This window comes from Nonomuraea fuscirosea (genome assembly GCF_035917475.1).
Classification (GTDB): domain Bacteria; phylum Actinomycetota; class Actinomycetes; order Streptosporangiales; family Streptosporangiaceae; genus Nonomuraea; species Nonomuraea fuscirosea.
Map to the genome: position 1 here is coordinate 1,112,021 of NZ_CP109074.1, position 26,596 is coordinate 1,138,616.

Annotated in this window: 25 protein-coding genes; 13 read left to right on the plus strand and 12 right to left on the minus strand. The window is 72.4% G+C overall.

The window, feature by feature from the left end; translation table 11 throughout:
• Positions 1 to 62: 62 nt before the first annotated feature.
• Entirely contained in the window at positions 63 to 443 is a 381-nt protein-coding gene (locus OIE67_RS04965; protein WP_106238556.1) for a winged helix-turn-helix transcriptional regulator, read from the plus strand.
• A gap of 24 nt (positions 444 to 467) precedes the next feature.
• On the opposite strand, the gene OIE67_RS04970 is transcribed toward OIE67_RS04965, so the two are convergent.
• The 6 genes from OIE67_RS04970 to OIE67_RS04995 are packed head-to-tail and all read right to left on the minus strand — an operon-like array spanning position 468 to position 6,667.
• Positions 468 to 2,099, minus strand: a complete 1,632-nt coding sequence (locus OIE67_RS04970) for a serine/threonine-protein kinase (protein ID WP_326637089.1) — start codon at positions 2,097 to 2,099, stop codon at positions 468 to 470.
• Between the two features lie 58 nt (positions 2,100 to 2,157).
• Entirely contained in the window at positions 2,158 to 2,802 is a 645-nt protein-coding gene (locus OIE67_RS04975) for an HAD family hydrolase (protein WP_326637091.1), read from the minus strand.
• The gene (locus tag OIE67_RS04980) at positions 2,792 to 3,865 is read right to left on the minus strand and encodes an ABC transporter ATP-binding protein (protein ID WP_326637093.1); all 1,074 of its coding nucleotides are present in this window, start codon (positions 3,863 to 3,865) and stop codon (positions 2,792 to 2,794) included. Before OIE67_RS04980 ends, OIE67_RS04975 begins: the two co-directional genes overlap by 11 nt.
• A complete protein-coding gene (locus OIE67_RS04985) occupies positions 3,862 to 4,707 on the minus strand; it encodes an ABC transporter permease (RefSeq protein WP_326637095.1) in 846 nt (281 codons plus the stop codon). The genes OIE67_RS04980 and OIE67_RS04985 overlap by 4 nt, the downstream gene beginning before the upstream one ends.
• A complete protein-coding gene (locus tag OIE67_RS04990) occupies positions 4,695 to 5,519 on the minus strand; it encodes an ABC transporter permease (RefSeq protein ID WP_326637097.1) in 825 nt (274 codons plus the stop codon). Before OIE67_RS04990 ends, OIE67_RS04985 begins: the two co-directional genes overlap by 13 nt.
• Entirely contained in the window at positions 5,516 to 6,667 is a 1,152-nt protein-coding gene (locus OIE67_RS04995) for an ABC transporter substrate-binding protein (RefSeq protein ID WP_326637099.1), read from the minus strand. The genes OIE67_RS04990 and OIE67_RS04995 overlap by 4 nt, the downstream gene beginning before the upstream one ends.
• Before the next feature lie 112 nt (positions 6,668 to 6,779).
• Here OIE67_RS04995 and OIE67_RS05000 point away from each other — a divergent pair, with 112 nt between their 5' ends.
• Genes OIE67_RS05000 through OIE67_RS05010 form a run of 3 tightly spaced genes read left to right on the plus strand, consistent with a single transcriptional unit; the run spans position 6,780 to position 11,517 of the window.
• Positions 6,780 to 7,547 (plus strand): GntR family transcriptional regulator, encoded by a 768-nt coding sequence (locus OIE67_RS05000; protein ID WP_326637101.1) that lies wholly within the window; start codon positions 6,780 to 6,782, stop codon positions 7,545 to 7,547.
• Between the two features lie 59 nt (positions 7,548 to 7,606).
• Positions 7,607 to 7,873: a DUF6504 family protein gene (locus OIE67_RS05005; RefSeq protein ID WP_106238537.1), complete on the plus strand. Its 267-nt coding sequence runs from the start codon at positions 7,607 to 7,609 to the stop codon at positions 7,871 to 7,873.
• Complete coding sequence (locus OIE67_RS05010) at positions 7,873 to 11,517, plus strand: DNA polymerase III subunit alpha (protein WP_326637104.1); 3,645 nt, start codon at positions 7,873 to 7,875, stop codon at positions 11,515 to 11,517. The genes OIE67_RS05005 and OIE67_RS05010 overlap by 1 nt, the downstream gene beginning before the upstream one ends.
• Positions 11,518 to 11,548: 31 nt before the next feature.
• On the opposite strand, the gene OIE67_RS05015 is transcribed toward OIE67_RS05010, so the two are convergent.
• Positions 11,549 to 12,382 (minus strand): DUF4328 domain-containing protein, encoded by an 834-nt coding sequence (locus tag OIE67_RS05015; RefSeq protein ID WP_326637106.1) that lies wholly within the window; start codon positions 12,380 to 12,382, stop codon positions 11,549 to 11,551.
• Between the two features lie 46 nt (positions 12,383 to 12,428).
• Positions 12,429 to 13,076, minus strand: a complete 648-nt coding sequence (locus OIE67_RS05020) for a response regulator transcription factor (protein ID WP_326637108.1) — start codon at positions 13,074 to 13,076, stop codon at positions 12,429 to 12,431.
• Between the two features lie 109 nt (positions 13,077 to 13,185).
• Between OIE67_RS05020 and OIE67_RS05025 the strand changes: the two genes are divergently transcribed.
• Together OIE67_RS05025 and OIE67_RS05030 are read left to right on the plus strand one after the other, a co-directional pair.
• Positions 13,186 to 13,863, plus strand: coding sequence for an ABC transporter ATP-binding protein (locus OIE67_RS05025; protein ID WP_326637110.1), 678 nt, complete (start codon positions 13,186 to 13,188; stop codon positions 13,861 to 13,863).
• Entirely contained in the window at positions 13,860 to 15,800 is a 1,941-nt protein-coding gene (locus OIE67_RS05030) for an FtsX-like permease family protein (RefSeq protein ID WP_326637112.1), read from the plus strand. The genes OIE67_RS05025 and OIE67_RS05030 overlap by 4 nt, the downstream gene beginning before the upstream one ends.
• Before the next feature lie 30 nt (positions 15,801 to 15,830).
• Here OIE67_RS05030 and OIE67_RS05035 read toward each other — a convergent pair whose 3' ends face one another.
• Positions 15,831 to 16,832, minus strand: coding sequence for an LLM class F420-dependent oxidoreductase (locus OIE67_RS05035; RefSeq protein WP_326637114.1), 1,002 nt, complete (start codon positions 16,830 to 16,832; stop codon positions 15,831 to 15,833).
• An 82-nt stretch (positions 16,833 to 16,914) separates the two neighbouring features.
• Between OIE67_RS05035 and OIE67_RS05040 the strand changes: the two genes are divergently transcribed.
• The gene (locus OIE67_RS05040; RefSeq protein ID WP_326637116.1) at positions 16,915 to 18,345 is read left to right on the plus strand and encodes a sulfatase family protein; all 1,431 of its coding nucleotides are present in this window, start codon (positions 16,915 to 16,917) and stop codon (positions 18,343 to 18,345) included.
• A 33-nt stretch (positions 18,346 to 18,378) separates the two neighbouring features.
• Here the strand turns inward: OIE67_RS05040 and OIE67_RS05045 are convergent, their stop codons facing one another.
• Complete coding sequence (locus tag OIE67_RS05045; protein WP_326637117.1) at positions 18,379 to 19,077, minus strand: FadR/GntR family transcriptional regulator; 699 nt, start codon at positions 19,075 to 19,077, stop codon at positions 18,379 to 18,381.
• A 97-nt stretch (positions 19,078 to 19,174) separates the two neighbouring features.
• Between OIE67_RS05045 and OIE67_RS05050 the strand changes: the two genes are divergently transcribed.
• From OIE67_RS05050 to OIE67_RS05060, 3 genes are read left to right on the plus strand one after another with little or no spacing between them, the layout of a single operon-like run.
• On the plus strand, positions 19,175 to 19,906 hold the full coding sequence (locus OIE67_RS05050) for a (Fe-S)-binding protein (RefSeq protein WP_326637118.1): 732 nt from the start codon (positions 19,175 to 19,177) through the stop codon (positions 19,904 to 19,906).
• Positions 19,903 to 21,294: a lactate utilization protein B gene (locus OIE67_RS05055; protein ID WP_326637119.1), complete on the plus strand. Its 1,392-nt coding sequence runs from the start codon at positions 19,903 to 19,905 to the stop codon at positions 21,292 to 21,294. The genes OIE67_RS05050 and OIE67_RS05055 overlap by 4 nt, the downstream gene beginning before the upstream one ends.
• Entirely contained in the window at positions 21,281 to 21,838 is a 558-nt protein-coding gene (locus OIE67_RS05060) for a LutC/YkgG family protein (RefSeq protein ID WP_326637120.1), read from the plus strand. Before OIE67_RS05055 ends, OIE67_RS05060 begins: the two co-directional genes overlap by 14 nt.
• A 3-nt stretch (positions 21,839 to 21,841) precedes the next feature.
• Here the strand turns inward: OIE67_RS05060 and OIE67_RS05065 are convergent, their stop codons facing one another.
• Complete coding sequence (locus OIE67_RS05065) at positions 21,842 to 22,852, minus strand: baeRF2 domain-containing protein (protein ID WP_326637122.1); 1,011 nt, start codon at positions 22,850 to 22,852, stop codon at positions 21,842 to 21,844.
• Between the two features lie 3 nt (positions 22,853 to 22,855).
• Positions 22,856 to 23,263, minus strand: a complete 408-nt coding sequence (locus tag OIE67_RS05070) for a DUF2795 domain-containing protein (protein ID WP_106239160.1) — start codon at positions 23,261 to 23,263, stop codon at positions 22,856 to 22,858.
• Positions 23,264 to 23,341: 78 nt separating this feature from the next.
• Here OIE67_RS05070 and OIE67_RS05075 point away from each other — a divergent pair, with 78 nt between their 5' ends.
• From OIE67_RS05075 to OIE67_RS05085, 3 genes are all read left to right on the plus strand, one after another.
• A complete protein-coding gene (locus OIE67_RS05075; RefSeq protein WP_326637127.1) occupies positions 23,342 to 24,421 on the plus strand; it encodes a GNAT family N-acetyltransferase in 1,080 nt (359 codons plus the stop codon).
• Between the two features lie 80 nt (positions 24,422 to 24,501).
• Positions 24,502 to 25,677 (plus strand): bifunctional cobalt-precorrin-7 (C(5))-methyltransferase/cobalt-precorrin-6B (C(15))-methyltransferase, encoded by a 1,176-nt coding sequence (locus tag OIE67_RS05080; RefSeq protein WP_326637129.1) that lies wholly within the window; start codon positions 24,502 to 24,504, stop codon positions 25,675 to 25,677.
• Positions 25,678 to 25,745: 68 nt separating this feature from the next.
• A complete protein-coding gene (locus tag OIE67_RS05085) occupies positions 25,746 to 26,591 on the plus strand; it encodes a sirohydrochlorin chelatase (protein WP_106238508.1) in 846 nt (281 codons plus the stop codon).
• The last annotated feature ends 5 nt before the right edge of the window (positions 26,592 to 26,596 follow it).

The window sequence follows — 26,596 nt, forward strand, 5'->3', positions numbered from 1 at the left end:
CAGGTAAGGGGGAGAGTTCAACCCTAGGTATGCGACAGGAACCACCAGGTACCTTGGGCTCCATGAGTGGTTCCGGTCCCTGCGGGTTCTTTCTCGCCGACTGCCCGGGGCGGCTGGCGGTCGAGCTGATCGCCGACAAGTGGACGGTGGTGGTGCTCGCGGGCCTCAGCGAGGGCCCGGTGCGTCATGGCGAGCTGGTCGAGCTGATCGGCGGGATCTCCCGCAAGGTGCTCACCCAGACGCTGCGGCGGCTGGAGGCACACGGGCTCGTCCGCCGTCACGCGTACGCGGAGGCGCCGCCCCGGGTCGAGTACGAGCTGACGCCGCTCGGGGCGACGCTGATCGAGCCGATCCACGTACTGACCGAGTGGGCGAGGGAGCACGGCGACGCGGTCCTCGACGCGCTCGACGCCGGCTCCGCGCCGATCGCCCAGCCCGGCTGACGGCCGCGAAAATCGGGCCGGGGGTCAGGACTCCGGGCGGCCGCGCAGCTCGAAGTCGTCCCACGTCGTCTGCAGCTGCGACCTGCCGTCCTTGACCGTGCGCGCGAACACCCCCAGCGACCCGCTGCCGATCCCGTTCGGGTCCTCCACGTCGTGCACCCGCTTGCCGTTCACCCACATCGTCAGCCGGACCGTCTTGCCCGACTGCTCGCACGACACCGCGATCCGCGCCTTGCCCCCGCGCTCGACCTCCGCCTCCACGGGCTGGGCCACCGTGCCGCCCGCGCCGTTCGAGATGCGCCGGATCTTGGCCTTGCCCGTCGTGTCCAACGCGAACTCGTAGTACGACTTGTCGTCCTCCGAGTTGTGGCAGTAGATGCCGTAGTCGGCGCTGCCCGAGGACTTCTCGACGTCGGCGGTGACGGAGATGAGCACGGACGCGGGCAGCATCGGCGTGGGCGTCGCGGAGGGCTCGGGCGTGCTCGTCGGCTTGTCGATGGTGAAGGGGACGGGCGCTCTGGCCCACTTCTCCTCGTGCCCCGAGCCGACGTCGATCCCGTACGTCCCGTCCGTACGGTATCCGTAGTAGCTCCCGCTCATGGACGGGTCGTACGTGCCGCTCCAGTCACCCGAGGTGGTGAAGTCCTCCTGGTACAGCACGGGAAGGTCGTCGGGCGGCCCGCCGGGGACGAACAGCATCCAGGCGCCCACGCCCGCCGCGAGCACGACCGCCCCGGCCGCCGCGAGCGCCGTGTAGAGCCGGCCCCTGCGCGGCGGCCCGGCGCCCGTCGGGACGATCGTGTACGGCGACGTGGCCCGCTGCCAGGCCACCTGTACGGTCTGCGCCGCGTGCTCGGGCCCGGCCGAGCGCCCGATGAGGTGGTCGAGCAGCTGCTGGGAGGTGGGCCGCGCGGCGGGATCCTTGCGCAGGGCGGCGGCGACCAGCTCGCGCAGGCCGGGGTCGACGGCCTGCAGGTCGGGCTCGGTGTTGAGCACCTGGTAGACGATCGCCGGCAGCGTCTCCCCGCCGAACGGCGCCCGCCCGCTGGCCGCGTACGCCACCAGGCAGCCCCACGAGAACACGTCGCAGGCCGGCGAGACGGGGTCGCCGCGCAGCACCTCGGGCGACATGTACCGGGGGGTGCCGACGATCTCGCCGGTGCTCGTGACGCCGCCGAGCGTGTCGAGCGCCCGCGCGATGCCGAAGTCGATCACCCGGGGCCCGACGGGGGACAGCAGCACGTTGGACGGCTTGAGGTCGCGGTGCACCACCCCGGCCCCGTGGATGGCGGTGAGCGCGGTGGCCACGCTCACGGCCAGCGCCTCCAGGCTGGAGCCGCGCAGGGGGCCCGACTGCTGCACGGCCTCTTCGAGGTTGGGGCCCGGCACGTATTCGGTGACCACGTAGAGCTGGTCGCCGGCCAGCGCGGCCTCGATCACGGCGGCGGTGCAGAACCTGCGCACCCGCTGCGCCGCGTCGGCCTCCCTGCGAAAGCGCATGCGGAACTGCTCGTGCTGGCTGAGCTCGGGGTTGATCACCTTGACCGCGACCCGTTGCCCAGCGGCGTCCTCGGCGAGATGGACCGTGCCCATCCCGCCTCGCCCCAGCACGCTAAGTAGCCTGTAGCGCCCGATGTGGGAGGTTTCACCGCTCACGCCGCGCAAGCTTACCGATACAAGGCCCGCCGCCGCAGTCGCGCCACACGAGCACCCCTCAGGGCTCGTCGCGGGTTCCCCCGTCGTCCGGCCCGGGGGACCAGGGGAAACAGGCGCGCAGGTGGTCGAGCGAGGGCAGCCCGTGCTCCGGTCCTGCGACCAGCACCAGGCACCCCGCCGCGCTGGCCGCCGCGATCCCGGCCGGGCTGTCCTCGACGGCCACGCAGCGTGACGGCACGGTCCCGAGCCGCCGGGCCGCCTCCACGTACGGGTCCGGCCACGGCTTGCCCCGCGGTGTGTCCTCGTCCGCGATGACCAGGTCGAACGTGTGCCCCAGCCGCGGCAGCACCAGCTCCACGATGCTCCGGGGCGACGCGCTGACCAGGGCCGTGGGGATGGCGGCCGCGGCCAGCCCGGCCAGGAGCTCCGCCGCTCCGGCCACGACCGTCAGGTCACGGGCGACGCGCTCGCCGAAGGCCTCGGTGAGCCGGCCGGTGAGCCCCGGCTCACCGAGGTGCCGGGCGACGTCCTCGATCGTGCGCCCCAGCACGTACGGCGTGTCCGCGTCGGTCAGCGGACGGCCCGCGACGGCGGCGACGGCCTGCCACCACAGGCCCTCGGTGTCCACCAGCGTGCCGTCCATGTCCAGCAGGACCGCGTCGGGGCCGGCGCGGCGGGACGGCACGGCGAGCTCAGACGGCATCGGCCGCCACGACGGGCGCGGGAACGGTGACCGTGCGCTCGGCCACCAGCACCGGCCGCTCCACCAGCCGCACCGTGACCCGCGTCCCCGGGCCGAGCTGGGCCGCCTCGTGGCCGGGGACGTCCGCGAGCACCTCCCCGCCCTCCACCGCGAGCCTGAGCCGCACGGAGGCGCCCCTGAACGACGCGGCCACCACCTCGGCGGGCCCGTCGGGGGAGGGGACGACCTTGACCGCCTCCGGACGCACCAGCACGTCCACGGACGGATCCTCCGGTACGGGCCCGTCCACCGGCAGGATCTGCCCCAGCACCGTCACCTGGTCCCCCGACACCTGCCCGGCCAGGTGGTTCATGGTGCCGACGAACTCGGCGACGAAGGGCGTGGCGGGCCGGTCGTACACCTCGGCGGGGGCGCCGACCTGTTCGAGCCGCCCGTCGCGCAGCACCGCCACGCGATCCGCGATCGACAGGGCCTCCTCCTGGTCGTGGGTCACGAAGACGGTGGTGATGCCCAGGTCGAGCTGCAGGCGGCGGATCTCCTCGCGCAGACTGACGCGTACCTTGGCGTCCAGCGCCGACAGCGGCTCGTCCAGCAGCAGGACGCGCGGCTCCAGGGCGAGCGCGCGGGCCAGCGCGACCCGCTGCTGCTGGCCGCCGGACAGCTGGTGCGGGTAGCGGTCGGCGTGGGCAGGCAGGCCGACGAGTTCGAGCAGTTCGTCGGCCCTGGCCCGCCTGGTGGCCACCGGGACCTTGCGCACACGCAGGCCGAAGGCGACGTTGTCGCGGGCGTTCAGGTTGGGGAAGAGGGAGTAGGACTGGAAGACCATGCCCGCGTCGCGCTTGTTGGCCGGGACGTCGGTGACGTCCTTGCCGTCCACGAGCACGGCGCCCGAGTCGGGCCGCTCGAAGCCGGCCACGCAGCGCAGCGCCGTCGTCTTGCCGCAGCCCGAGGGCCCCAGCAGGGCGACGAACTCGCCGGGGGCCACGGTCAGGTCCAGTCCGTCCAGCGCGACCGTCCTGCCGTACGCGCGCCGCAGCCCGCGGAACTCCACCGATGCCGTCATTTCCCCTTCTTCCTGCCGAAAACCGTGGACACGGCGAGCAGCAACAGCCAGATGAGCAGCAGGCTGAGGATCGACACCGCGACGGAGAGCTGCCCCTTGGAGCCCGAGACGGTCACGATCCACACCGCGAACGGCTCGTACCCGAGCAGGCTGGCCACGGTGTACTCGCCCAGCACCAGCGCCAGCGTCAGGAACGACGCGCTGGCCAGGGCCGAACGCAGGTTGGGCACGATCACCCGCACCAGCACGTACGGCCACGAAGCCCCCAGGTTGCGGGCCGCCTCGACCAGCGTGCGCACGTCCATCGTGCGCAGCCCGGCGTCCAGCGACCGGTACACGAACGGCAGCACCAGCACCACGTACGCCAGCACGAGCACGACGGGGAAGGCCGGGTCCTGCACCGCGATGAGCGTGGCCCAGAACGGCGTCGGCGCCAGCACCTCCGTCCCGTTGCGCAGCGACGTGCCGATCCCCGCCACGAACGTGATCGGCGGCACCACCAGCGGCAGCGTGCACAGGATTTCCATCACCACCCGCAGCCCGGGCGCGAAGAGCCGTACGGCCAGCATCGCGGGCAGCGCGAGCAGCAGCACCACCGCGATCGTGGCCACGGCCAGCCCGAGGGAGAGCGACAGCGAGCGCACGAAGCCGTCGGCGGTGAGCAGCTCCCCGTACGCGGAGAGCGACACCCCGGCCGTGGGCGTGTAGATCGTGTACCAGACCGAGGTGCCCAGCGGGACCAGGAAGTAGGCCGCGGCCAGCGCGAACACGACACCGCGCCACGCCTTCGGCCGCCGCGTGACGGTGCCGGAGACCCGTTCGAGGCCGGTCAGTGCAGCCATCGGGAGGTCCTCCTCTGCAGCGGCAGGTAGATCGCCATCACCAGCCCGGCCACCACGACCATGTCGAGGCTGAGCGCCAGCGCGATGTTCTCGTAGCCGATCAGCACGTCGCCGGTCAGCGCGCTGGCGATCTTCAGCGTGACGAGCGGGACGACGGTGCCGACCATGGCGTTGGCGGTGGCGTAGGCGGAGAAGGAGGAGCCGAACAGCAGCACCACGCCGCCCAGCATGGCCGGGGCCAGCACCGGCAGCGCGACGAAGCGCCAGTAGTGCCACGAGGTGGCCCCGCTGCTGGCGGCCGCCTCGCGCCACTGCGGCCGCAGCCCGTCCAGCGCCGGTGCCATGACGAGCACCATGAGGGGGACGGAGAAGTACAGGTAGACGACGGCCAGCCCCCAGAACGTGTAGAGGGAGCCGGAGGGCAGCCCGACCAGGCCGCTGATCACGCCGGAGTTGCCCAGCGTGGCGATCCAGAAGAAGGCCAGCGGCACCCCGCCGAAGTTGGCCAGCACGCCGGAGGCGGTCAGCACGGCCTCGCGCAGCAGCGTGCCGCGCGAGGCCACGACCGCCTGGGCGAGGAACGTGCCCAGGACGGCGCCGAGCAGCGCGACCACGGCCGACAGCTTGACGCTGCCGACCATGGCGGTGAGGTAGCCGCCCTGGAGGCTCTGCGTCAGGTTGGCCAGGCTCGGCCGCCCCTGCGCCGTGAACGCCCCTGCCACCAGCGCGACGGCGGGGACGCCGAACACGAAGGCGAAGAACGCCAGCAGCGGGAGCGCGCCGAGCCAGCCCCTCGAACGGGTGCGGGTCATCCGGAGATCGCGGCGTCCCAGCCGGAGGCCAGCTTGGCCTTGGCCGCGTCCACCTGCTCGGTCGTCGGGAAGGCAGGCTCGCCCTGGACCGCGGGCAGCTTGTCCGCCAGCGCCTTGTCCACGGTGCCGTCGGCGGTCATCGCGGGCAGCAGGACGGGGCGGGCGAAGCCCTTGAGGTAGAGGTTCTGGCCCTCGGCGCTGTAGAGGTACTCCTGCCACAGGCGGGCGGCGGCCGGGTGGGGGGCGTCCTTGTTGACGGCCTGGGCGTACATCTGGAAGTACTGGCCGTCGGCGGGGATGTTCACCTTCCAGTCGATGCCGTTGGCCGTCATCTGGGGCGCGTAGGCGGCGTTGTTGTAGTCCCAGTCGATGCTGATCTTGGTCTCGCCCTTCTCGATGGTCGCGGGCGTGGTCTCGACCGGGTTGTAGTTGCCGGCGTCCTTGAGCTTCTTGAAGAAGTCGATGCCGGGCTGGATGTCGGCGAAGGAGCCGCCGTTCGCGATGGCGGCCGCGTACACGCCGGCGAAGGCGGAGCCGGCCTCGGTCGGGTTGCCGTTCATCGCGACCTGGCCCTTGTACTCGGGCTTGAGCAGGTCGGCGAAGCTCGTCGGGCAGGTCTTGATCTGCTTGGCGTCGCAGCCGATGGACACGTAGCCGCCGTAGTCGTTGACCCAGAGCCCGGTGGGCTCCTTCTGGCCCTCGGGGATCTTGTCGAACGTCTGCACCTTGTACGGGGCGAACAGCCCCTCCTTGGCCCCGCTGATCGCGAACGCCTGGCCCAGGTCGAGCACGTCGGGGGCGCGGTCCTGGCCCTTGCGCGTCTTGACCGCGTTGATCTCGTCGGCGCTGGCCGCGTCGGGGGTCTCGCTCTCGATCTTGATGCCGTACTTGGCCTGGAACTTCTCGATGATCTCGCCGTAGTTCGCCCAGTTGGGCGGCAGGGCGATGACGTGCAGGGCGCCTTCCTTCTTGGCCGCGGCGACCAGCTGGTCGAATCCGCCGAAGTCGGCGGCGGACGTGGCCGTGGCCGCGTTCACTCCGCCTTGTGAGGCTTGGGTGGTCTGGGAGCTCGGGGCGGCGCCGCACGCCGCGGTGACTACGGTCAGGACTGCGACAATGCCGGCCGCGCGGGCGCGAGGTGTGAGCACGACGCCTCCACTTTCCAGGGGGTGTGGCAAGAACGTAGGGGAACTTGTACAAACAAGCGAGCACCAGTAAGTCGCATAAGTGTTGCTCTTTCATGAATGGGAAGGGTCGGGGATGGTTGCCCGCTATGAACGGATCGCTGATGAGCTGCGGGACGAGATCCTGTCCGGCGCCCATCCGGTCGGTTCCCAGCTTCCGAGCGAGGCGGAGTTGGCCGGGCGTTTCTCCGCGGCCCGCGGCACCGTACGGCAGGCGGTCGCGGTGCTGGCCACCGAGGGCCTGGTCGGCTCCCGGCAGGGCGCCAGGCGCATCGTGCTCGGCAGGACGCGCAGCCAGAGCTTCGCCGAGCTGCACAGCTTCGCCCAATGGGCCCGCGCGAACGGTTACCGCTACGGCGGCCGGGTGATCGCCCAGCGCCGCCGGCCCGCGAGCGGCTCGGAACCCGCCCGGCTCGGCTCCGGCGAGGTGCTGGAGGTGCTGCGGCTGCGCTCACTGGAGGACGAGCCCGTCCTGCTGGAGCGCACGGTCTACGCCGGGTGGGTGGCCGCCGCCGTGGAGGGCCTGCCCGCCGACTGCGAGTCGGTCACCGAGGCGCTGTACGAGTCCGTCGGCCTGGTGTTCGCCTACGGCGAGCACCTCATCGACGCGGTCCCCGCCGGCGCCCAGGACGCCCGGCTGCTGGGCGTGCGCAGGGGCAGCCCGCTGCTGCGCCAGAGACGGGTGACGACCACGCACGAGGGCCGGCCGGTGGAGTCGTCGGACGACCGGTACCGGGCGGGCAGCGTGGCCTTCAGCATCCGCAACTCGATCGGGGCCAACCCGCTCGTACGGGAGCCCGGCGACTTGCGTTTCGAGCGCAGAGAACATATGTTCGAGTCATAAGCGCCCGTCTTCCCCCGGGCGGCTCAGCATACGGACCAGAGCCGGCGGGGAGAAGCGTCTTGAGCAGACTCTATGGCGATCCGATAGAGGTGTGGACCCGAGACGGGGAGCCGACCCAGTTCGTCTGGCGTGACCGGCTCTACCTCGTCCGGAGCGTCCTCGATCACTGGGTGGTCGCGCGCGAGTGGTGGAAGACCGGGGAGGGCGATCCCGGCGAGCGCCGGTTCTGGCGGGTCGAGGCCAGCCCGGGCCGCGAGACCGGCTCGTACGAGCTGCGTTACGACACCGCCGGCAACGGCTGGCTGCTGCTGAGGGCGTGGGACTGATGGCGCCCCCGTTCCCGCACCTGCACGTGTCCTCCGCCTACTCCATGCGCTACGGCACCGCCTTCCCGCGCGCCCTGGTGAGCCGGGCGTCAGAGCACGGGATGGACATCCTCGCGCTGACCGACCGCGACGGCCTCTACGGCGCGATCAAGCACGTCCAGGCGTGCGCCGAGGCCGGCATCGCGCCGGTGCTCGGCGTGGACCTCGCCCTCGACGCCCCCGCCTCGCCCTTCGCCCCGGTGCCCGGGGCGAGCCCGCGGCGCCCCAGGACCGGCCCCGGCGCCGAGGACCGCGTCACCGTGCTGTCCAGGGGCAAGGGCTGGTCCCGCCTGTGCCGCCTGGTCACGGCCGCCCACCACGCGGGCGAGCGCGGCGCGCCCAAGGTGACCAGGGAGCTGATCGGCGAATGGGCCGGCGGTCCTGGCGATCATGGATTCGGCGCCGAGGACGGGCTCGTGGTGCTGCTCGGCCCCCGCTCCGACGTGGGCCGCGCGATGGCCGACCGGCGCGACGAGCAGGCCAGGACGCTGCTGGGCCTGTGGCGCGCCGCCGTGCCCGGCGTGGTCGTCGAACTGGTCGACCAGTACGGCTTCCGCGACGCCATCACGGCCGTCCGCATGCTCGGCCTGGCCGAGTCCATGGGCGTGCCCGCCGTGCTGACCAACGCGGCGCGCTATCTCGATCCGGCCGACCACCAGGTGGGCGACGTGCTCGACGCGGCCCGCCAGCTCGTCCCGCTGCACCCGCGCCACCTGGAGCGCACCACCTCCCACGCCTACCTCAAGAGCACCAAGGAGATGTGGCAGGTGGCGACCAAGGTGTGCGGCGCCGACCAGGAGCGGGTGGCCCGGCTGCTGCACACCACCAGGCGGCTGGCCGAGGCGTGCGCGATGGAGCCGCTCGACCTGCTCGCGCTCCGCAACGACCCGCCCGCCCTGCACCTGCCCGAGGTCGGCCGCGACCCGGTGCCGCTGCTGCGCCACCGCGTCGAGGACGGGCTGATCAGACGCGGCCTCGACCGCTCCGGTGAGGCCAGGGAGCGCCTCAGGGACGAGATGGCCGTCATCGAGCGCAAGCGCCTGTCCGGATACTTCATCGCCGTGGCCGGCATCACCGACATGATCCGCGGCATGGGTGTCCGCTGCGCCATCCGCGGCTCGGGCGCGGGCAGCCTGGTCAACTACCTCATCGGCATCGGCGAGGTCGACCCGCTCGAACACGGCCTGCTCATGGAGCGCTTCCTGTCCGAGGGCCGCATCGGGCTGCCCGACATCGACGTGGACGTGGAGTCGGCCCGCCGGCTCGACTGCTACCAGGCCATCTTCGAACGCTACGGCGAGGCCCGCGTGGCCTGCGTGTCCATGATGGAGACCTACCGGGCGCGCAGCGCCATCCGCGACGTCGCCGGGGCGATGGGCCTGCCGCCGCACGAGATCGACGCCATCGCCAAGGCGTTCCCGCACATCAGGGCCAGGCAGATCACCGCCTCCCTGGGCGACCTGCCCGAGCTGCGCGAGAGCCGGCTCGGCGAGGCGGGCCTGGACCGGGTGTTCCGGCTGGCGGAGAAGCTCGACGGGCTGCCCAGGCACATCGCGCTGCACCCGTGCGGCGTGCTGATCGGCAACAGCGGCCTGCGGGACCGCACGCCGGTCGAGCGCAGCCTGCTGGAGTTCCCCATGTCGCAGTTCGACAAGGACGACGTGGAGGAGGCCGGGCTGCTCAAGCTCGACGTGCTGGGCGTGCGGATGCAGTCCGCGCTGGCGTACGCGCTGAGCGAGGTCAAGCGGGTCGACGACGTCGTGGTCGAGCTGGACGCCCAGCGTGGCGACGACCCGGAGGTCCAGTACGTCCCCCACGACGACCAGGACACCTACGACATGATCTGCGCGTCCAGGACCCTCGGCTGCTTCCAGATCGAGTCCCCCGGCCAGCGCGAGCTGGTGGCCAAGCTGGAGCCGCGCCGGATGCACGACCTGATCGTGGACATCTCGCTGTTCCGGCCCGGGCCGGTCAACTCCGACATGGTCACGCCCTACCTGGAGGCCAGGCACGGGTGGCGGCAGCCGTACTATCCGCACGAGAGGCTGCGCGAGGCGCTGAAGGAGACGCACGGCGTCGTGGTGTTCCACGAGCAGGTGCTGAAGATCATCTCGGTGATGACCGGGCGTGACCTGTCGTTCGCCGAGAAGCTGCGCCGCACGCTGGACACGCCGGAGGGGCGCGCGCGGGTGCGCCGGACGTTCATGCCCATGGCCAGGGCCAACGGGTTCGGCGACGCGGAGGTGGAGCGGGCCTGGCAGGTGCTCGACGCGTTCGGGGCGTTCGGCTTCTGCAAGGCGCACGCGGCCGCGTTCGCGCTGCCCACCTACCAGTCGGCCTGGCTCAAACGGCACCACGCGGCGGCGTTCTTCGCCGGGGTGCTCACGCATGAGCCCGGCATGTACCCGCCGCGGGTCATCATCGACGAGGCCCGGCAGTGCGGGGTGAAGATCCTGCCGCTGGACATCAACAAGTCGGGCAAGGACTGGCGGGTGGAGCGGCTCGGGCCGCGCGTCCAGGTGCGGGTGCGCCCGGCGGCGCTGGAGGGTCGGGGCGGGCCGCGCAGGGAGTTCAGGGCCGGCGACATCGGCAAGGGGTACGCGCTGCGCGTGCCGTTCTCGGCGGTCAAGGGGGTGAGCGAGGCGGAGGTCGAGCGCATGGTGGCCGGGCAGCCGTACACGTCGCTGGCCGACTTCTGGGACCGTGCCAGGCCCTCGCGGCCCACGATCGAGCGGATCGTCCAGGTCGGCGGCCTGGACGCGGTGCACGACCTGCACCCGGGCGGGCCCCGCTGGCGGCCGGGCGAGCTGACCAGGCGTGACCTGATCGCCCAGGTCGGAGCGCTCGACCGGGCCTCGGCGATCGGCGTGCGGGCCGGGCCGCGCAAGTCCAGGCGCTACAGCTCCCACATGGACCTGTCCTCCGCCCAGAACGCGGCTCCTCCGGCGGTCCAGTTGCCGCTGGGGTTCGGCGAGCACCTGCCGCCGGGGGAGCTGCCCGAGATGACCGAGACGGAGATGGTCGAGGCCGAGCTGGAGATCCTCGGCATCGACGTCAGCCGGCACGTCATCAGCTTCCACGACGAGCTGCTCGACGCGCTCGGCGTGGTCCGGTCCCGTGACCTGCTGGCCCAGCGCAACGGGGCGGAGATCCTGGTGGCGGGGGTCAAGGTGGCGACCCAGACGCCGGCCGTGCGCTCGGGGCAGCGCGTCATCTTCACCACTCTCGACGACTCGACGGGGCCGATCGACCTGACCTTCTTCGAGTCGGTGCAGGGCCACTGCGCCTCGACCGTGTTCGGTTCGTGGCTCATGCTGGCCAAGGGGGTGGTCAGGCGCACGGGGACCCGCGCGGTGACGATGCGGGCGGTCGACTGCTGGAACCTGGCCGACCTCGACGCGCTCTGGCGCTCCCGGGGTGTCGAGGCGGTGCGCGCCGTCCTCGATCGCACGCCCGAGGAGCTGGCGGGCGTCGGAGGACGTGCGATCGAGTACGCCAACGGCTTCCGGCTCTCGCCCTACGCCGACCTGGCCCCCGCTCTCGCCGACCCGCCCAGAAAGCTCTGGCACGCCAGCCAGGGCAGCTCGGGCCCGACCGCGGCCTGAGCCCCCGCCCTGTGCGGGCGGGCCGCCGCCGTCAGTGGGAGTCGGTCGCCAGCGGCCCCTCGATCACGGCACTCGGTGAGAACGAGGACGGCGGCGAGATCGTGGCCGGCGGTGAGACGGTGGCGCTTGACGGGACGGTGGCGCTTGCCGAGATCGTGGCGGGCGGCGAGGCCTCGGCTCCCGGTGCCGCCGGGGCCGCGGCGAAGGCGGGCGCCGTGCCCGGCAGCCGGGCGTCGCGGGCCTCGCGCTGCAGCCGGGTCAGCTCGCGCACCGTCCCCGCGCACAGCAGGGCCGCCACCAGCGAGCACACCAGCTCCGGCGCCCCCACCCCGGTCAGGCCACCGGCCGAGCTGTCGAGCGGCAGCCGGATCGTCACCAGCGCGAGCGTGGCCAGCCAGCTCAGCCACCATCCCGTCAGCAGCGCCAGCCACCGCCCCCGGCGCCCGGCCGGCGGGCGGGTGCCGCGCCAGACCTCGTCGACCAGCACGGCCGGAGCGAACAGGTTGAGGCCGGGCACCAGCCAGGCCGCCGCCACCGGGCCGGTCGCGGCCGAGCGGTCGTTGGCCTGCCTGGCCCGCACGAGCCAGGTCACATAGGCGGCCGCGGCCGCGATCGAGGTGCCGGCCACGGTCATCATCAGCACCGCGAACGTGGTCACCGCCCCGACCACCGCCTCCGCGTCGGCCCCCACGGGACGACCGCCGAAGGCGGCGAGGCGGGCGGCGAGCTCGCGGCCCATGGACTGTTCGAAGATCACGAGGGCGCCGAGGGAGAGGACCTGGGCGGTGAGGGTGACGTAGACGGCGGTGGCGGCTCTGGCGGGCGATGCCTGGGTGTAGCGCACGTTGTTCTCCCCCCGGGCCATGCGCTGAGGTTCTGATTCACTTGTATCCCGCCGGCCGCGCTGTTAATCAGCTCACCACGCCGGATTCCCACGCCCAAGCTGCGATTTCAACCCGATTGCGGACACCGAGCTTGGCGAAGATGCTGCCCAGGTGCGTCTTCACCGTCGACAGTGACACGAACAACTCGGCGGCCACCTCCTGGTTGGTGCGCCCCTTGGCCACCAGCCGCACCACGTCCAGCTCGCGGTCCGTCAGCGGGTCCTCCACCGGCAGCGCGCCGCGCTGAGGTCTGGACAGGTGCTGCAGCAGCCGTACGGTCACCGACGGCGACACCAGCGAGTCGCCCGCCGCGGCGGCCCTGACCGCCTCGATGAGCAGCGTCGGCCCGCTGTCCTTGAGCAGGAAGCCGATGGCGCCGGAGCGCAGGGCTCCGTAGACGTACTCGTCCAGGTCGAAGGTGGTGACGATGACCACGCGCAGCGGGTTCTCCACGCCGGGCCCGGCCAGCGCGCGGGTCACCTCCAGCCCGTCGAGCTTGGGCATCCTGATGTCGAGCAGGCACACGTCCGGCCGCAGCCGCCTGGCCTGCGCCACGGCCTCGGCGCCGTCGGCGACCGCGGACACGACCTCCATGTCCGGTTGCGCGTCCAGAATCATCTGAAAGCCGGTTCGTACGAGTTGCTGGTCGTCGGCGATGAGAACCCGAATAGTCACGGCCCCAACTCTGTCACGGCCCCGGCGCCGAGGATCGGCCGTTCGGCTGAGGCGGAAATGGACGCACGGCCGATCCGGCGCACCCCCGGCCCCGGCCACGCTGGACGGCATGAACGACGTGCTTGTTGGACGGGCCCTGGTCAAACGGTTCGGGCAGACGGTCGCCCTCGGCGGCGTGGACATCGCGGTGCGAGCCGGCGAAGCGGTGGCGATCATGGGGCCGAGCGGTTCCGGCAAGTCGACCCTGCTGCACTGCCTGGCCGGGATCATGAAGCCGGACGGCGGTGAGGTGCACCTGCTCGGCCAGCGCATCGACGCGCTGGGCGAGCGGCGGCGCAGCGCGCTGCGCCGCACCCGCTTCGGCTTCGTCTTCCAGTTCGGCCAGCTCCTGCCCGAGCTGCCCGCCGAGGAGAACGTGGCGCTCCCGCTCATGCTGGGCGGGGTGCCGAGGGCCCAGGCGGTACGGCAGGCGCGCGAGTGGTTCGGGCCCCTCGGCCTGCAGTCCATGGAGAGCCGGCGGCCGGGCGAGCTGTCCGGCGGCCAGGCGCAGCGGGTGGCCATCGCCAGGGCTCTGGTGAGCAAGCCGGCCGTGGTCTTCGCCGACGAGCCCACGGGGGCACTCGACCAGCAGACGGGGCAGGAGACGATGCGGCTGCTGGTGGAGGCGACCAAGCACAACGGCGCCTGCCTGATCGTCGTCACCCACGACCCGAACGTGGCCGCCTGGTGCGACCGCACGGTCGAGGTCCGCGACGGCCGGCTCCTGACGAGCGGCGCGCTGGCATGAACCTCGACCTGACCTGGCGGCTGCTCAAGGGTGGGGGACGCAGGGGCCTGCTGGGCGCCTGGCTGACGCTGGGCGCGGTCGCCGTGTCCACGGCGCTGCTGCTGTTCGCGGTGGCCGCGAACTCCGCCTTCCAGGCCAGGGCCGAGCGCGGCGCCTGGCGCAACCCGGTCCCGGCCACGTCCAGCGCCGTGGCGATCGAGGCGTCCCGCTTCGACTTCGTCCGCGACCGGGCCATCACCGTCGTCGACCTGGCCGCGCTGGACGGCAGGACCCCGGAGCCACCGCCCGGCCTGCCCCGCTTCCCCGCGCCAGGCGAGGTGTGGCTGTCGCCGGCGCTGGCCGAGCTGGCCAGGGAACTGCCCGCCGACCAGCTCGCCGAGCGTTACCCCGCGCCCAAGGGGGTGCTCGGCGACGAGGCCCTCATCCATCCGGACGAACTCGTCGCCGTCGTCGGCCGGCAGGCGGACGCGCCCGAGATGACCGCCGCCCGTTCCGACGACTGGCTGCTCGGCAAGCCGCCGGTCAAGGTCGCGAGCCTGGCGGGGACGCCGAGCGAGGACGCGGAGGCGTACCGGATGCTCTCGCTCGTCGCCAGCGTGCTGATGGCGGTGCCGCTGCTCGTCTTCGGGGGCGCGGCGGCCCGGCTCACGGTGGCCAGGCGCGATCAGCGGCTGGCGGCCCTGCGGCTGGTGGGGGCGACGCCGGGCCAGGTCGTGGGCATGACCGTGACCGAGGCGGTGATCGTCGCGCTGGCCGGCGCGCTCGCGGGCGCCGCCGCCTTCGCCCTGGCCGTGCCGCTGCTGGCCGGGATCGAGATGCAGGGCGGCCGGTGGTTCGCCGCCGACCTGTTCCCAGGACCGCTGGTGCTGGCGGGGGTGCTGGTCGCGGTGCCGCTGCTGGTGGGGCTGTCGGCGGTGGCCGGCTTGCGGCGGGTCGTGGTGAGCCCGCTCGGCGTGGCCAAGCGCGAGACGCCGCCCGCCATGCGGTTCGTCCGGGTGCTCGCCCTGCTGGCGGTGCTGGCCGTGTTCCCGATGCTGACCAGGGGCACCAGCGTCTCGATCATCGCGGTGGCGCTGGCCCTGGCGTTCCTCTGCGTGAACCTGGCGGGCCCCTGGGTGGTCGGCCTGATCGGCCGGATCACGGCGGGGACGGCGCGGAGCCCGGCCCGGCTGCTCGCGGGCCGCCGGCTGGTGGACGACCCGCGCTCGGCCTGGCGGACGGTGAGCGGGGTGGCGCTGACCGGGTTCGTGGCGGGCTTCCTCGGCCTGCTCAGCCCGGCGACGTTCGACCAGGACGCCGGCGGGCCGCCCCAGCTGCGGATCACCGCGCCCGCCGGGCATGCGGACCAGGTGGTGCGGCAGGCCCGCGAGCGGCTGCGCGAGGCGGGGGTGACGGCCGAGGTGAAGCCGGTGCAGGACGTCGTGGTCGCGGCTCTGGGCAGCTCGGCGGGCGAGGCGGAGGTGGACCGGGCCCGTACGGCGCTGACCGGGCTCGTGGCGGGCCGCACGCCCACGACGAAGGCCGACGACGGGCGCTTCGGCGTCGAGATCCTCGCCGACGTGCGCGTGGGCACGATCGTGGTGCTGTCGGTGTCGTTCCTGGTGGCCATCGCCAGCTCGGGGATCACCGCCATGTCGTCGGTGCTGGACCGGCGGCAGACGTACGGGCTGCTGCGCCTGGCGGGCACGCCGCTGTCGGTGCTGGACCGGGCCCGCCGCTCCGAGACGCTCATCCCGCTGGCGGTGATGGGCGGGGGCGCGATCCTGGTGGGGGCGTTCTGCGCGATGCCGTTCATGATCGGCGGCGTCAACGCGACGGGGGCGATCACGCTGGGGGCCTGCGTCGTCGCCGGCTTCGCCGGCGTGATCGGGGCGGGCGCCCTGAGCCGCCCGCTGCTCCGCTCGGTCACCGCCGACCCGGCCCCCCGCCCGGACTGACACCCGCGCGGGGACCGGGGGAGAGGGTTCTCAGCCGAGGACGAGGTCGCGGACGAGCTTCAGCGAGGGCTCGTCCTGCGGTCCCATGACGAGCAGGCTCGTCACCGGGCTGCGGTGCCACAGCTCCAGCCGCTCCTTGATCCGGCCGGGCGGGCCGACGAGCGAGATGCCGTCGGCCAGCTCGTCCGGGATCGCCTTGAACGCCTCGTCCTTGCGCCCCGCCAGGTAGAGCGACTGGATGTGCTCGGCGGCCTCGGCGTAGCCCATCCGGCCGATGATGTCGGCGTGGAAGTTGCGCTGCTTGGCCCCCATGCCGCCGATGTAGAGCGTGAGCATCATCTTCACGCCGTCGAGCGCGGACCTGACGTCGTCGGAGATCACCACCATCACCATGGCCGCCACGTCGAAGCCGGGTCGTGCCGCCGACAGCGCCTCGCCGTACATCTGCTCGATCTTCTCCGGGAACGCGAACAGCGGCAGCCAGCCCTGCCCCAGCTCGGCGGCCAGCGCGACGTTCTTCGGCCCCTCCGCCCCGAGATAGACGGGGATGTCGGGCCGGAGCGGATGGGTGATGGACTTGAGCGGTTTGCCCAGCCCGCCCGGCAGTGGCAGCGGGTAGTGGGGCCCCTCGGACGTGACCGGCTCCTCGCGCCGCCAGACCTTGCGCATGATCTCGACGTACTCGCGCGTCCTGGCCAGCGGGCGGGCGAACGGCTGGCCGTACCAGCCCTCCACCACCTGCGGCCCCGAGGCGCCGACCCCGAGCAGCAGCCGGCCGCCGGTGAGGTGGTCGAGCGTCATGGCGGTCATCGCCGTCGTGACCGGTGGCCTGGCCGACATCTGGGCGATCGAGGTGCCCAGCTTGATGCGGGTCGTCCGCGCGCCGTACCAGGCCAGCGGCGTGAACACGTCGCTGCCGTACGCCTCCGCCGTCCACACCGAGTCGTAGCCGAGCCGCTCGGCGGCGAGCACCGATTCGGTCGCGTCGTCGGCGTTGCGCTGCCAGTAGCCGAGGTTCAGGCCGAGCTTCATAAGACACCTCCGGAATTAAGTTCTATTACGGCGGTGGGCGGTCTGCGTGTCAATGGCGGATCATCCTGGGTAGTCACACTCTGTGCTCAAGGGTTTGTGTCGTCTCGCCGCCTGCCTGCTGCTTCTGCTGCCGGCGGCCGGACCGACGATGGCCGAGGGCGACTCCCGGCCGAACATCGTCCTCATCATGGCCGACGACCTGGAGAACGGCACGCTGCAGAACTTTCCCAACATCACCCAGCACCTGGTCGGTCAGGGCGCCTCGTTCGACCGCTTCTTCGTCACCAACTCCTGGTGCTGCCCCTCCAGGGCCTCGATCCTGCGTTCCCAGCACGTCCACAGCCACGGCGTCCTGACCAACACGGCGCCGGAAGGCGGCTTCGCCCGTTTCCACGAGCAGGATCTGGAACGTTCCACGATCGGCACCTGGATGCAGGAGGCCGGCTACCGCACGGCGCTCATGGGCAAGTTCCTCAACCACTATCCGGGCAACTCGGCTCCCGAGGGGTACGTGCCGCCCGGCTGGGACGAGTGGGACGTGCCGGTGCGCCAGCTCTACCAGGAGTACGGCTACCGGCTCAACGAGAACGGCGGCCTGTTCGACTACGGCTGGTCGGAGCAGGACTACCTGGCCGACGTGCTGGCCGGCAAGGCGCGCGACTTCATCGCCGGCTCCGACGAGCCGTTCTTCCTCTACCTCGCGCCCATCGGCCCGCACAACCCGGCCAACCCGGCCTACCGGCACGCCGACGCCTTCCCGACGGCCACGGCGCCGCGCACGCCCTCCTTCAACCAGGCCGACGTCTCCGCCGAGCCGCTCTGGCTGCGCGAGAGGCCGCCGCTGCCGCCGGAGATCGTGGCCGAGGTGGACGAGCGCCACCGCACCAGGCTGCGCTCCATGCTCGGCGTGGACGACCTGGTCGGGACGGTGGTCCAGGCGCTCCAGGACGCCGGCAAGCTCGACAACACCTACATCTTCTTCACCTCCGACAACGGCTTCCATCTCGGCACGCACCGGCTCAAGCAGGGCAAGACCACGCCGTTCGAGGAGGCCATCCACATCCCGCTCGTCGTCAGGGGTCCCGGCGTGCCGGCCGCCTCGGCGATCACGCAGATGGGGGCCACGATCGATTTGGCGCCGACGTTCGCCGAGCTCGGCGGGGCCACGGTGCCGCCGTTCGCGGAGGGGCGCTCGCTCGTGCCGCTGCTGCGCGGCCGGTCGCTGGGGGAGTGGCGCAAGCACGTGCTGGTCGAGTTCAACCGGCCGCTCAACCGGTCGTCGGCGGCCCAGACGCCGGTGCCGGCCTATCGGGCGTTGCGCACCGATCGGTACACCTACGTCCGGTACGAGACCGGGGAGTTGCAGCTCTACGACCTGCAGGCCGACCCGTACCAGTTGCGCAACCTGGCGATGAGCGCCGATCCGGCGCTCGTGTCGCGGCTGGACGCGCTCCTGCACGGGATGGTGCGCTGCACGGGGGCCGGCTGCCGCGAGGCCGACCGCCAGGAGTGACGGCGGTCCGTCCGGCCCTCTCCTGAGGAGAGCTCAGGTGAACAGCGACGGGTACGCGTGCGCCAGATGCTCGGAGACGGCCGCGACGGCTTCGTCCGCCGCGCCGCGTTCGATGGTCGCGAGGATGCGGACGTGGTCGGCGCGCAGGATCGAGGTGTCCCCGAGCCGCCGCACCGCCTCCACCGAGTAGATCCGCATCGAGTCGCGCAGCGAGCGCATGATGGCGGCGATGAGCCGGTTGCCCGAGGCGTCCGCGATGGCGCAGTGGAAGGCCGTGTCGTGCTCGACGAACTCCTCGGCCGACCCCGCCGCGTCCATCCCGGCCAGGGCGGCGGCGAGCGCGGAGGTGTCGGCGCGGGCGCCGGCCGCCTGGGCCGCCGCCCACTGCTCGATCATCTGCCGCGTGCCGATGACCTCGCGCATCTCCAGACCGGCCAGGCCCAGGTGCAGCCGGAGCAGGTCGGTCAGCGCCGAGTCGGGCCGCGAGGTGAGCACGGCGCCGGCGTCGGGGCCACGGCCCGCCTGGGAGGAGACCACGCCGAGGGTCTCCAGCACGCGCATGGCCTCGCGTACCGACGAGCGGCTCACACCGAGCTGCTCGGCGAGCTGGCGTTCGGCGGGCAGCCGGTCGCCCGCGGTGAGGCCGTCCTCGGTGATGCGGCGCTCGATCTGCGCGAGCACGTCCTCGAACGTCCGCGTTCGCTTGACGGGACGCCAGCCGGAGCCGTCCAACGGAGCCTCCTGGTGCCGGGATGGATGCTGGCCTGATTCATGATGGTTCGATATGGTCTGACCATACTGTGGTCCGACCATTAGCGGAAGGAGAGCCGTGCGCGTCGCCCTGTTCATCACGTGCGTGAACGACACGCTCTTCCCGGGCACCGGCAAGGCCGTCGTGTCGCTCCTGCGCAGGCTCGGCTGCGAGGTCGACTTCCCCGCCGCGCAGACCTGCTGCGGGCAGATGCACGTCAACACCGGCTACCGGGAGGACGGCGTACGGCTGGCCCGCCACTTCACCGAGGTGTTCGCCGGTTACGACGCCGTCGTCGCACCGTCGGGGTCGTGCGCGGCCATGGTGCGCGAGCAGTACCCGAAGCTGGCGAAACCGGGCAGCAGGGGAGCGGCGGCCATCGCCGAGGTCGCGCCGAAGGTGTACGAACTGTCCGAGTTCCTGATCGACGTCCTGAAGGTCGAGGACGTCGGCGCATATTTCCCGCATCGGGTGACCTATCACCCGACGTGTCACTCGCTCCGCGGCCTGCACCTGGGCGACCGGCCCGCCCGGCTGCTGCGCCACGTCCGCGGTCTGGAGCTGGTGCCGCTGCCCGGCTCGGAGGAGTGCTGCGGCTTCGGCGGCACGTTCGCGGTGAAGAACCCCGCCGTCTCGGCCGCGATGGGCGCCGACAAGGTCCGCCACATCCAGGACACCGGGGCCGAGGTGCTCTGCGCGGCCGACAACTCGTGCCTGATGCACATCGGCGGCACCCTGCACCGCCAGAAGACCGGCGTCAGGACCATGCACCTGGCCGAAATCCTCGCATCGACGGAGGAGGCCCCATGAGCTCCACCTTTCTCGGCATGCCCGGCAGCTTTCCGGAGAACTCCCGCAAGGCCGTACAGGACTCCCAGCTCCGCTTCAACCTTCGCAAGGCGACGCACACCATCCGCGACAAGCGCGCGGGCGTCGTCGGCGAGCTGCCCGACTGGCAGGAGCTCAGGGCCGCCGGCAAGGCGATCAAGGACCACACCCTGCGCCACCTCGACCGCTACCTGGTGCAGCTCGAAGCGGCCGTGACCAGGGCGGGCGGCACCGTCCACTGGGCCAGGGACGCCGCCGAGGCCAACCGCATCGTGACCGGCCTGGTCCAGGCCACCGGCGAGCGCGAGGTGGTCAAGGTCAAGTCGATGGCCACCCAGGAGATCCAGCTCAACGAGGCGCTGGCCGAGCACGGCATCACCGCGTACGAGACCGACCTGGCGGAGCTGATCGTCCAGCTCGGCGACGACTTCCCCAGCCACATCCTGGTCCCCGCGATCCACCGCAACAGGTCGGAGATCAGGGAGATCTTCCTCGACAAGATGCCGGGGGTCTCGCCCGACCTCACCGACGACCCGCCCGCGCTGACCGAGGCGGCCCGGCTGCACCTGCGCGAACGCTTCCTGCGGAGCAAGGTCGCGATCTCCGGCGCCAACTTCATGGTGGCCGAGACCGGCACGCTGGTGGTGCTGGAGTCGGAGGGCAACGGCCGGATGTGCCTGACCCTGCCCGAGACCCTCATCAGCGTCGTCGGGATCGAGAAGCTGCTGCCCTCCTGGCGGGATCTGGAGGTCTTCCTCCAGTTGCTGCCCAGAAGCTCCACGGGCGAGCGGATGAATCCGTACACGAGCATGTGGACGGGCGCGGTCGAGGGGCAGGACTTCCACCTCGTGCTGCTCGACAACGGCCGCACCGACGTGCTCGCCGACGAGGTGGGCCGCCAGGCGCTGCGCTGCATCCGCTGCTCGGCCTGCCTGAACGTCTGCCCGGTCTACGAGCGCGCGGGCGGTCACGCGTACGGCTCGGTCTACCCAGGACCGATCGGCGCGATCCTCACCCCGCAGCTCAGGGGCATGTCCTCCGAGCTCGACGCCTCGCTGCCGTTCGCCTCCAGCCTCTGCGGGGCCTGCTACGAGGCCTGCCCGGTGGCCATCGACATCCCGGAGGTGCTGGTCGACCTGCGGGCCAAGGCGCCGCACGCGGTGGCGGAGCAGGCGGGCATGAAGGTGGCCGGGTGGATTCTCAGCGACCACGAGCGGCTGGCCAAGGCCCAGCGGGCGGCCGGGAAGCTGCGCAAGCTGGTGCCGAAGCGGCTGCCGGGACCGCTGTCGGCCTGGACCGACACCCGGGACCTGCCCGATATTCCCGAAGAATCGTTCAGAGACTGGTGGGAGCGGAATGAGCGCGCGTGAGGAGATCCTCGCCCGGATCGGCCGGGCCGTCGCCGGCGGCGCGGAGGTGGACATCCCCCGCCACTACCGGACGGAACGGCAGGTGGAGGACCTCGTCGGGCTGTTCGCCGAGCGGGTCGACGACTACCGGGCGATCGTCCACGTCGTGCCGGCGGCAGACCTGCCCGCCACGATCGACGCCTGCCTGGGCGAGCGCCGCATGATCGTCCCGGACGGCTTCGACCGGCCGGGCGGCTGGAGCGATCTGAAGAGCGCCGACGGCGTGGTCACGAACTGCGCCGTGGCCATCGCCGAGACCGGCACCATCGTGCTCGACCACGGGCCGGGCCAGGGGACGCGGGCGCAGACGCTGGTCCCCGACTACCACCTGTGCGTGGTCCGGGCCGACCAGATCGTGGCCGGCGTCCCCGAGGCCGTGGCCCGGCTCGACCCGGCCCGTCCGCTCACCTGGATCAGTGGTCCCTCGGCCACCAGCGACATCGAGCTCAACCGGGTCGAGGGCGTGCACGGTCCCCGTACCCTCGAAGTGATCATCAGTACGTGACGGTCAGTACCTGAGCACCGCGGCCACGTCGTCGACCGCGTCGGTGAACCACAGCTCCGCGTCCGTCATCGCCGCGGCCCTGGCCAGCGCGGAGTCAGCGCGCTCCTGCACCGGTTCGGCCACGCCCCACCGGTGCAGCTCGGCCCGGTCGGTGCACAGTTGCGTGCCGCCCTCGCCGATCCAGACCGGCTTCGGCATCTCGCCGGGCACCAGCAGGGCGTGCACCCGGCCCTCGCGCAGGGCCTTCGAGACCCAGGCCATGCCGGTGGGTCCCGCGGACTCCTGGTGCCGTTCCAGCAGCTCCGCGCGCCGGTGGTCGAGCCAGTCGTCGAGGGCCCGCTCCACGTCCTGCTCGAACCGGCCGTGGTTCTCGCGGCTGCCGTGCTCGACCATGGTCACCCGGTCGGCGGCCTTGGTGCCGAGGTGGCGCAGCAGGTAGGAGCGCGACTTCGGCTCGCCGGCGATCAGCACCAGCTCAGCCCCGACGCGGCGTACCTGCTCGTCGATCTCATGGGCCACGGCGACCGCGTTCTTCTCCCAGGTCTCGTCCACGGCCTGCTCGTAGCGCTTCTGCGACCAGCCTCCCTGCGCGGTCTTCTGCAGCGGCCAGGAGGCGGCCTCCACGGTGGTCGTCCGCGGGGACCCGCCCGCGAACACGGTCACCTCGGCCCCCGCGTGGTCCACGATGACCCGGATGTGCGGCACGTTCTCACCGCGCAGCATCAGCATGGGCGTGACGTGCGGCAGAGGCGTCCACGTGGTCATCTCGCCGGGCTGGCGATCGAGCGATTCCGCCAGCACCACGTCACCGTCCGTGGCGAACAGCGCCCGCCCGGCGGCGGGCCGCAGGGCCTCCTCCTCCAGCGCGTCCAGGGTCTTCTCGGCCAGCCGGTCGAGCCGGTCACGCGCGCCGCGCCAGTGGGCCCGGCGCTCGGGGCCGGTGAAGGCGCCCAGGTAGACCGACGCGTACGGTCCCGGGCGCTCGTACAGGCGCCTGATGAAGTCCAGCCGCACCCGTCACCACCTCCGCTGCTCCACGCCGATGCCCAGGGCCTTGGCGATGTCGGCCATGTTGCTGAAATCACGGTCGGGCAGCGACTCGACCAGGTCGACCACCCGGTCGGGCGCGCCCTGGCGCTCGGCGCGCCGCAGCAGCTCCGCCTTGGACGCGGGCCAGTGCGTGTCGCTCAGCCACTTGGCCAGGTCGCTGCGGAGATCGACGTCACCCTGCGTCATGCCCTCGGGGACGCCTGGCTCGTGACCGGGCGGGTACGACCGCTGGGGCTCCTCACCGGCCGACGGCATGGACTCGGGCTCCTTCCACTCCTCGGCGTGCGTCGTGCCGCCGCCGCGGACCATGCCCTCGGTCTCGTGCTTCTGCTGCTCGTCCAGACGGGGGCCGTGCTTGTCGCTCCCACGTTCCATGGTTCTCTCACTCCTCTCCCTGCGCCCCCTTACCCCCGCTTTCGTGGGCAAACATCGCGACTGTGTACCCTGCCCAGCGTGTTCGATCCCGACGTGAGCATCGCCACCGCACGGCTGACGCTCCGCCCCTTCAGCCCCGGGGACGCCGCGCGGATCCGGTCCGTCGTGCAGTCCGGCGTCCGCTTCCTCCCGCCGGGCGCCCCGGACAGGACCTCCGGCATCGCGCGCTGGCTCACCCACGGCGTGCACGAGCTGCGCCGCTCAGGACAGGGCGTCCATCTGGCCATGGCCGACGCCGACGAGGTCGTCGTGGGGGCCATCAGCCTGTTCAAGACCTCGTGGGAGGCCGGCACGACCGAGGTCGGGTACGGCGTGCACCCCCTCTACCGCCGCCGCGGCTTCGCCACCGAGGCCGTACGCGGGCTGACGGACTGGGTGTTCGAAACCACGCGGATGCGCCGGATCGACCTGACGGCCAACCTGGACAACCCGGCCTCGCTCCGCGTCGCGCTCAAATCGGGCTTCACCTGGGAGGGCGTGCTGCGCTCCGCCGTGCTCGACGAGGACGGGACGCACGACCTGGTCATGTTCGGCCTCCTGCGCGAGGACGGCCGCCTGCCCGCCGACTCCCTGCCCAGGACCGACCTGCGCACACCGCGCCTGCTGCTGCGCCGGCCGTCCCCCGGCGACGTGCCCGACCTCGCCGCCACCGGCGCCGACGCGCTCACCCAGGCCGGCACGGGCGTGCCGCGCGACTACAGCGAGGAGCAGGCGCGCGCCTACATCGAACGCTCCGAGCGGAACAGGATCAGGGGCGCCGGCATCATCTGGACGGCCGAGGAACTGGAGACGGGCCGCTTCGCCGTCAACGTGGACCTGCGCGACGTCGACTGGAACAGCCGCACGGCCGAGGTCGGCTACATGACCGCCCCCTGGGCCAGGGGCAGGGGGTACGCGGGCGAGTCCGTGCTGGCCGTCGCCCGCTGGCTGTTCGAGCGGCACGGCTTCACCCGGCTCCAGCTGCGCGCCTCCCCCTCCAACACCGCGTCGCAGCGGGTGGCGGAGAAGGCCGGCTTCGTCCGCGAGGGCGTCGCCCGCGCCTCGCTCGGCGGCGAGGACCTGGTCGTCTACAGCCTCATCCCGTCCGACCTGGCCTGAGGGCACGCCGGACTGACCGTCCCACCCTTTGTGAAACACCCCCGCACCCGTCACCCTTGAGGTGAGGACGGTGAGGCTCAATGATCACGGTGGTCGGCTGGGACGGGTCCGAGCTCTCGGCCAGGGCGGTGGGCAAACTGCAGGAGGCCGGGCTCGTGGTGGCGCCCGCGGCCGTGCTCGGAAGGCTCCAGCTCAACGCGACGACCGCGGTGGACGGGTCGCTGCTGGAGGCCATCGACGGTCATCTCGAACACGGCGAGGGCCCCGCGGTCGTCGTCGCGGAGGGCGATCCCGGCTTCTTCGGCGTCGTACGCACGCTGCGCGCACACGGGCTCAAGCCGGACGTGTTACCGGCCGTCTCGCTCGTCGGCCGCGCCTTCGCCCGCGCCGGGCTCAACTGGGAGGACGCCCTGGTCGTCGCCCCTTCCGGCCCCGCCCAGCTCAACCGGGTCGTCAACGCCTGCCGCGCCCACCCCAAGGTCGCGCTGCTGGTCGCGCCCGGTGTCGGCCCCGGCGAGATCGCCAGGGAGCTGGCCCCCACCACGCCGCGCGCGCTGATCGTCTGCGAGGACCTGGGCGGGCCCGACGAACGCGTCACCCACAGCCGGATGGGCGAGGCCACCACCAGGCCGTGGAAGGACCCCGACGTGGTCCTCGTCATCGACCCGCTGCACCAGCCCAAGGAGCCGAGCTGGGTGGCGGGTGCGCGGCCGGGGCCGGCCGAGTGGGCGCTGCCGGCCGGGGGCGGGCTGCCGCCTGAGGTGCGGGCGTACGTGCTGGCCAAGCTGGGCCCCCGGCTCGGGGACCTGGTCTGGGACGTGGGCGCGGGCACCGGCGGGATCGCCGTCGAGTGCGCCCGGCTCGGCGCCGCCGTCGTGGCCGTCGAACGCGACGAGGGCCGCTGCGCCGAGCTGCGCGCCAACGTGCTCGCCCACGGCGTCAAAGTGGCTCTTACCAGGGGACAGGCGCCGCCCGCGCTGGAGCCGCTGCCCGACCCCGACGCGGTCTTCGTGGGCGGCGGCGGCCTCGACGTGGTGATGGCCTGCGCCGCCCGGCGCCCCCGCTCGCTCGTGTCCGCGCTGAGCAAGGTCGAGCAGGTCGCGGCCGTGCTCGACCGGCTGCGCGAGCAGGGCTACCACGGTGAGGGCACCCAGATCATGGCCTCCAAGCTGACCCTCGACCCCGACGGCTCACACCGCCTGACCGCCTCCGACCCCGTGTTCGTGGTCCACGCGACACCCGCACACACAGGGTGACCTGTTCCGTACCGGTGCGCATCGGTTATCCTCGCGTGACTTTGTCTACCGCACCGGAGAATCCCTCAATGAAGCCGCCGCTCCTGCTGATCGGGCAGGGCTCACAGGACGACGCCTACGCCGCGGAGTTCGGGAGGTTCGTGCACCGCCTCCGCTGCCGCCTCGACCAGACGGGCGCCGACGTGTCAGGGGGTTACCTGGAGCGGGCCACTCCCCGGCTGAGCGACTCGGTGGCCTCCCTGGTCGCCAGGGGGCACCACCGGCTGGTCGCGCTGCCGCTGAGCCTCAGCAGGGTGGACGAGGAGTTCCCGGCCGCGATGGCGCTCGAACAGCAGCGCCACCCCACCCTCATGTACGACTACGGCCGCCCGCTCGGCCCCGACCCCCGCGTGCTGTCGCTGCTGGCCGAGCGGCTCAAGGAGGCCGCCGCCGAGATCTCCAGGCCGCGCGCCCTCGAACTGGTCGGCGCCAGGCCGAGGCTCCGCTCCGTGGACGCGCCGCCCGCCGACGACTTCCACGCGCACGTCGAGCCGGGCGAGACCGCCGTCGTCCTGGTCGGCGAGGGCTCCACGGACGCGACCGCGAACGCCGAGGTCCACCGCGTCTCGCGGCTGTTCTGGGAGACGTACGCCTACGACTACATGACCGTCGAGACCGCCTTCGTGTCGGTCACCCCGCCCGGCGTGCCCGGCGGGCTCGAACGCTGCCGGCGGCTCGGGGCCAAGCGGGTGATCGTGGTGCCGTACCTGCTGTTCGCGGGCGGCATGCTGGAGCGCGTCTGGGCGCAGGCGCTCGCGTACGGGGCGGGGCATCCCGACCTCGACATCCGCTGCGCCGAGGTGATCGGCGACTGCGAGACCCTGGCCGACGTCGTGATCGACCGCTACGAGGAAGCCCTCCAGCTCGTCCCCTAACCGGA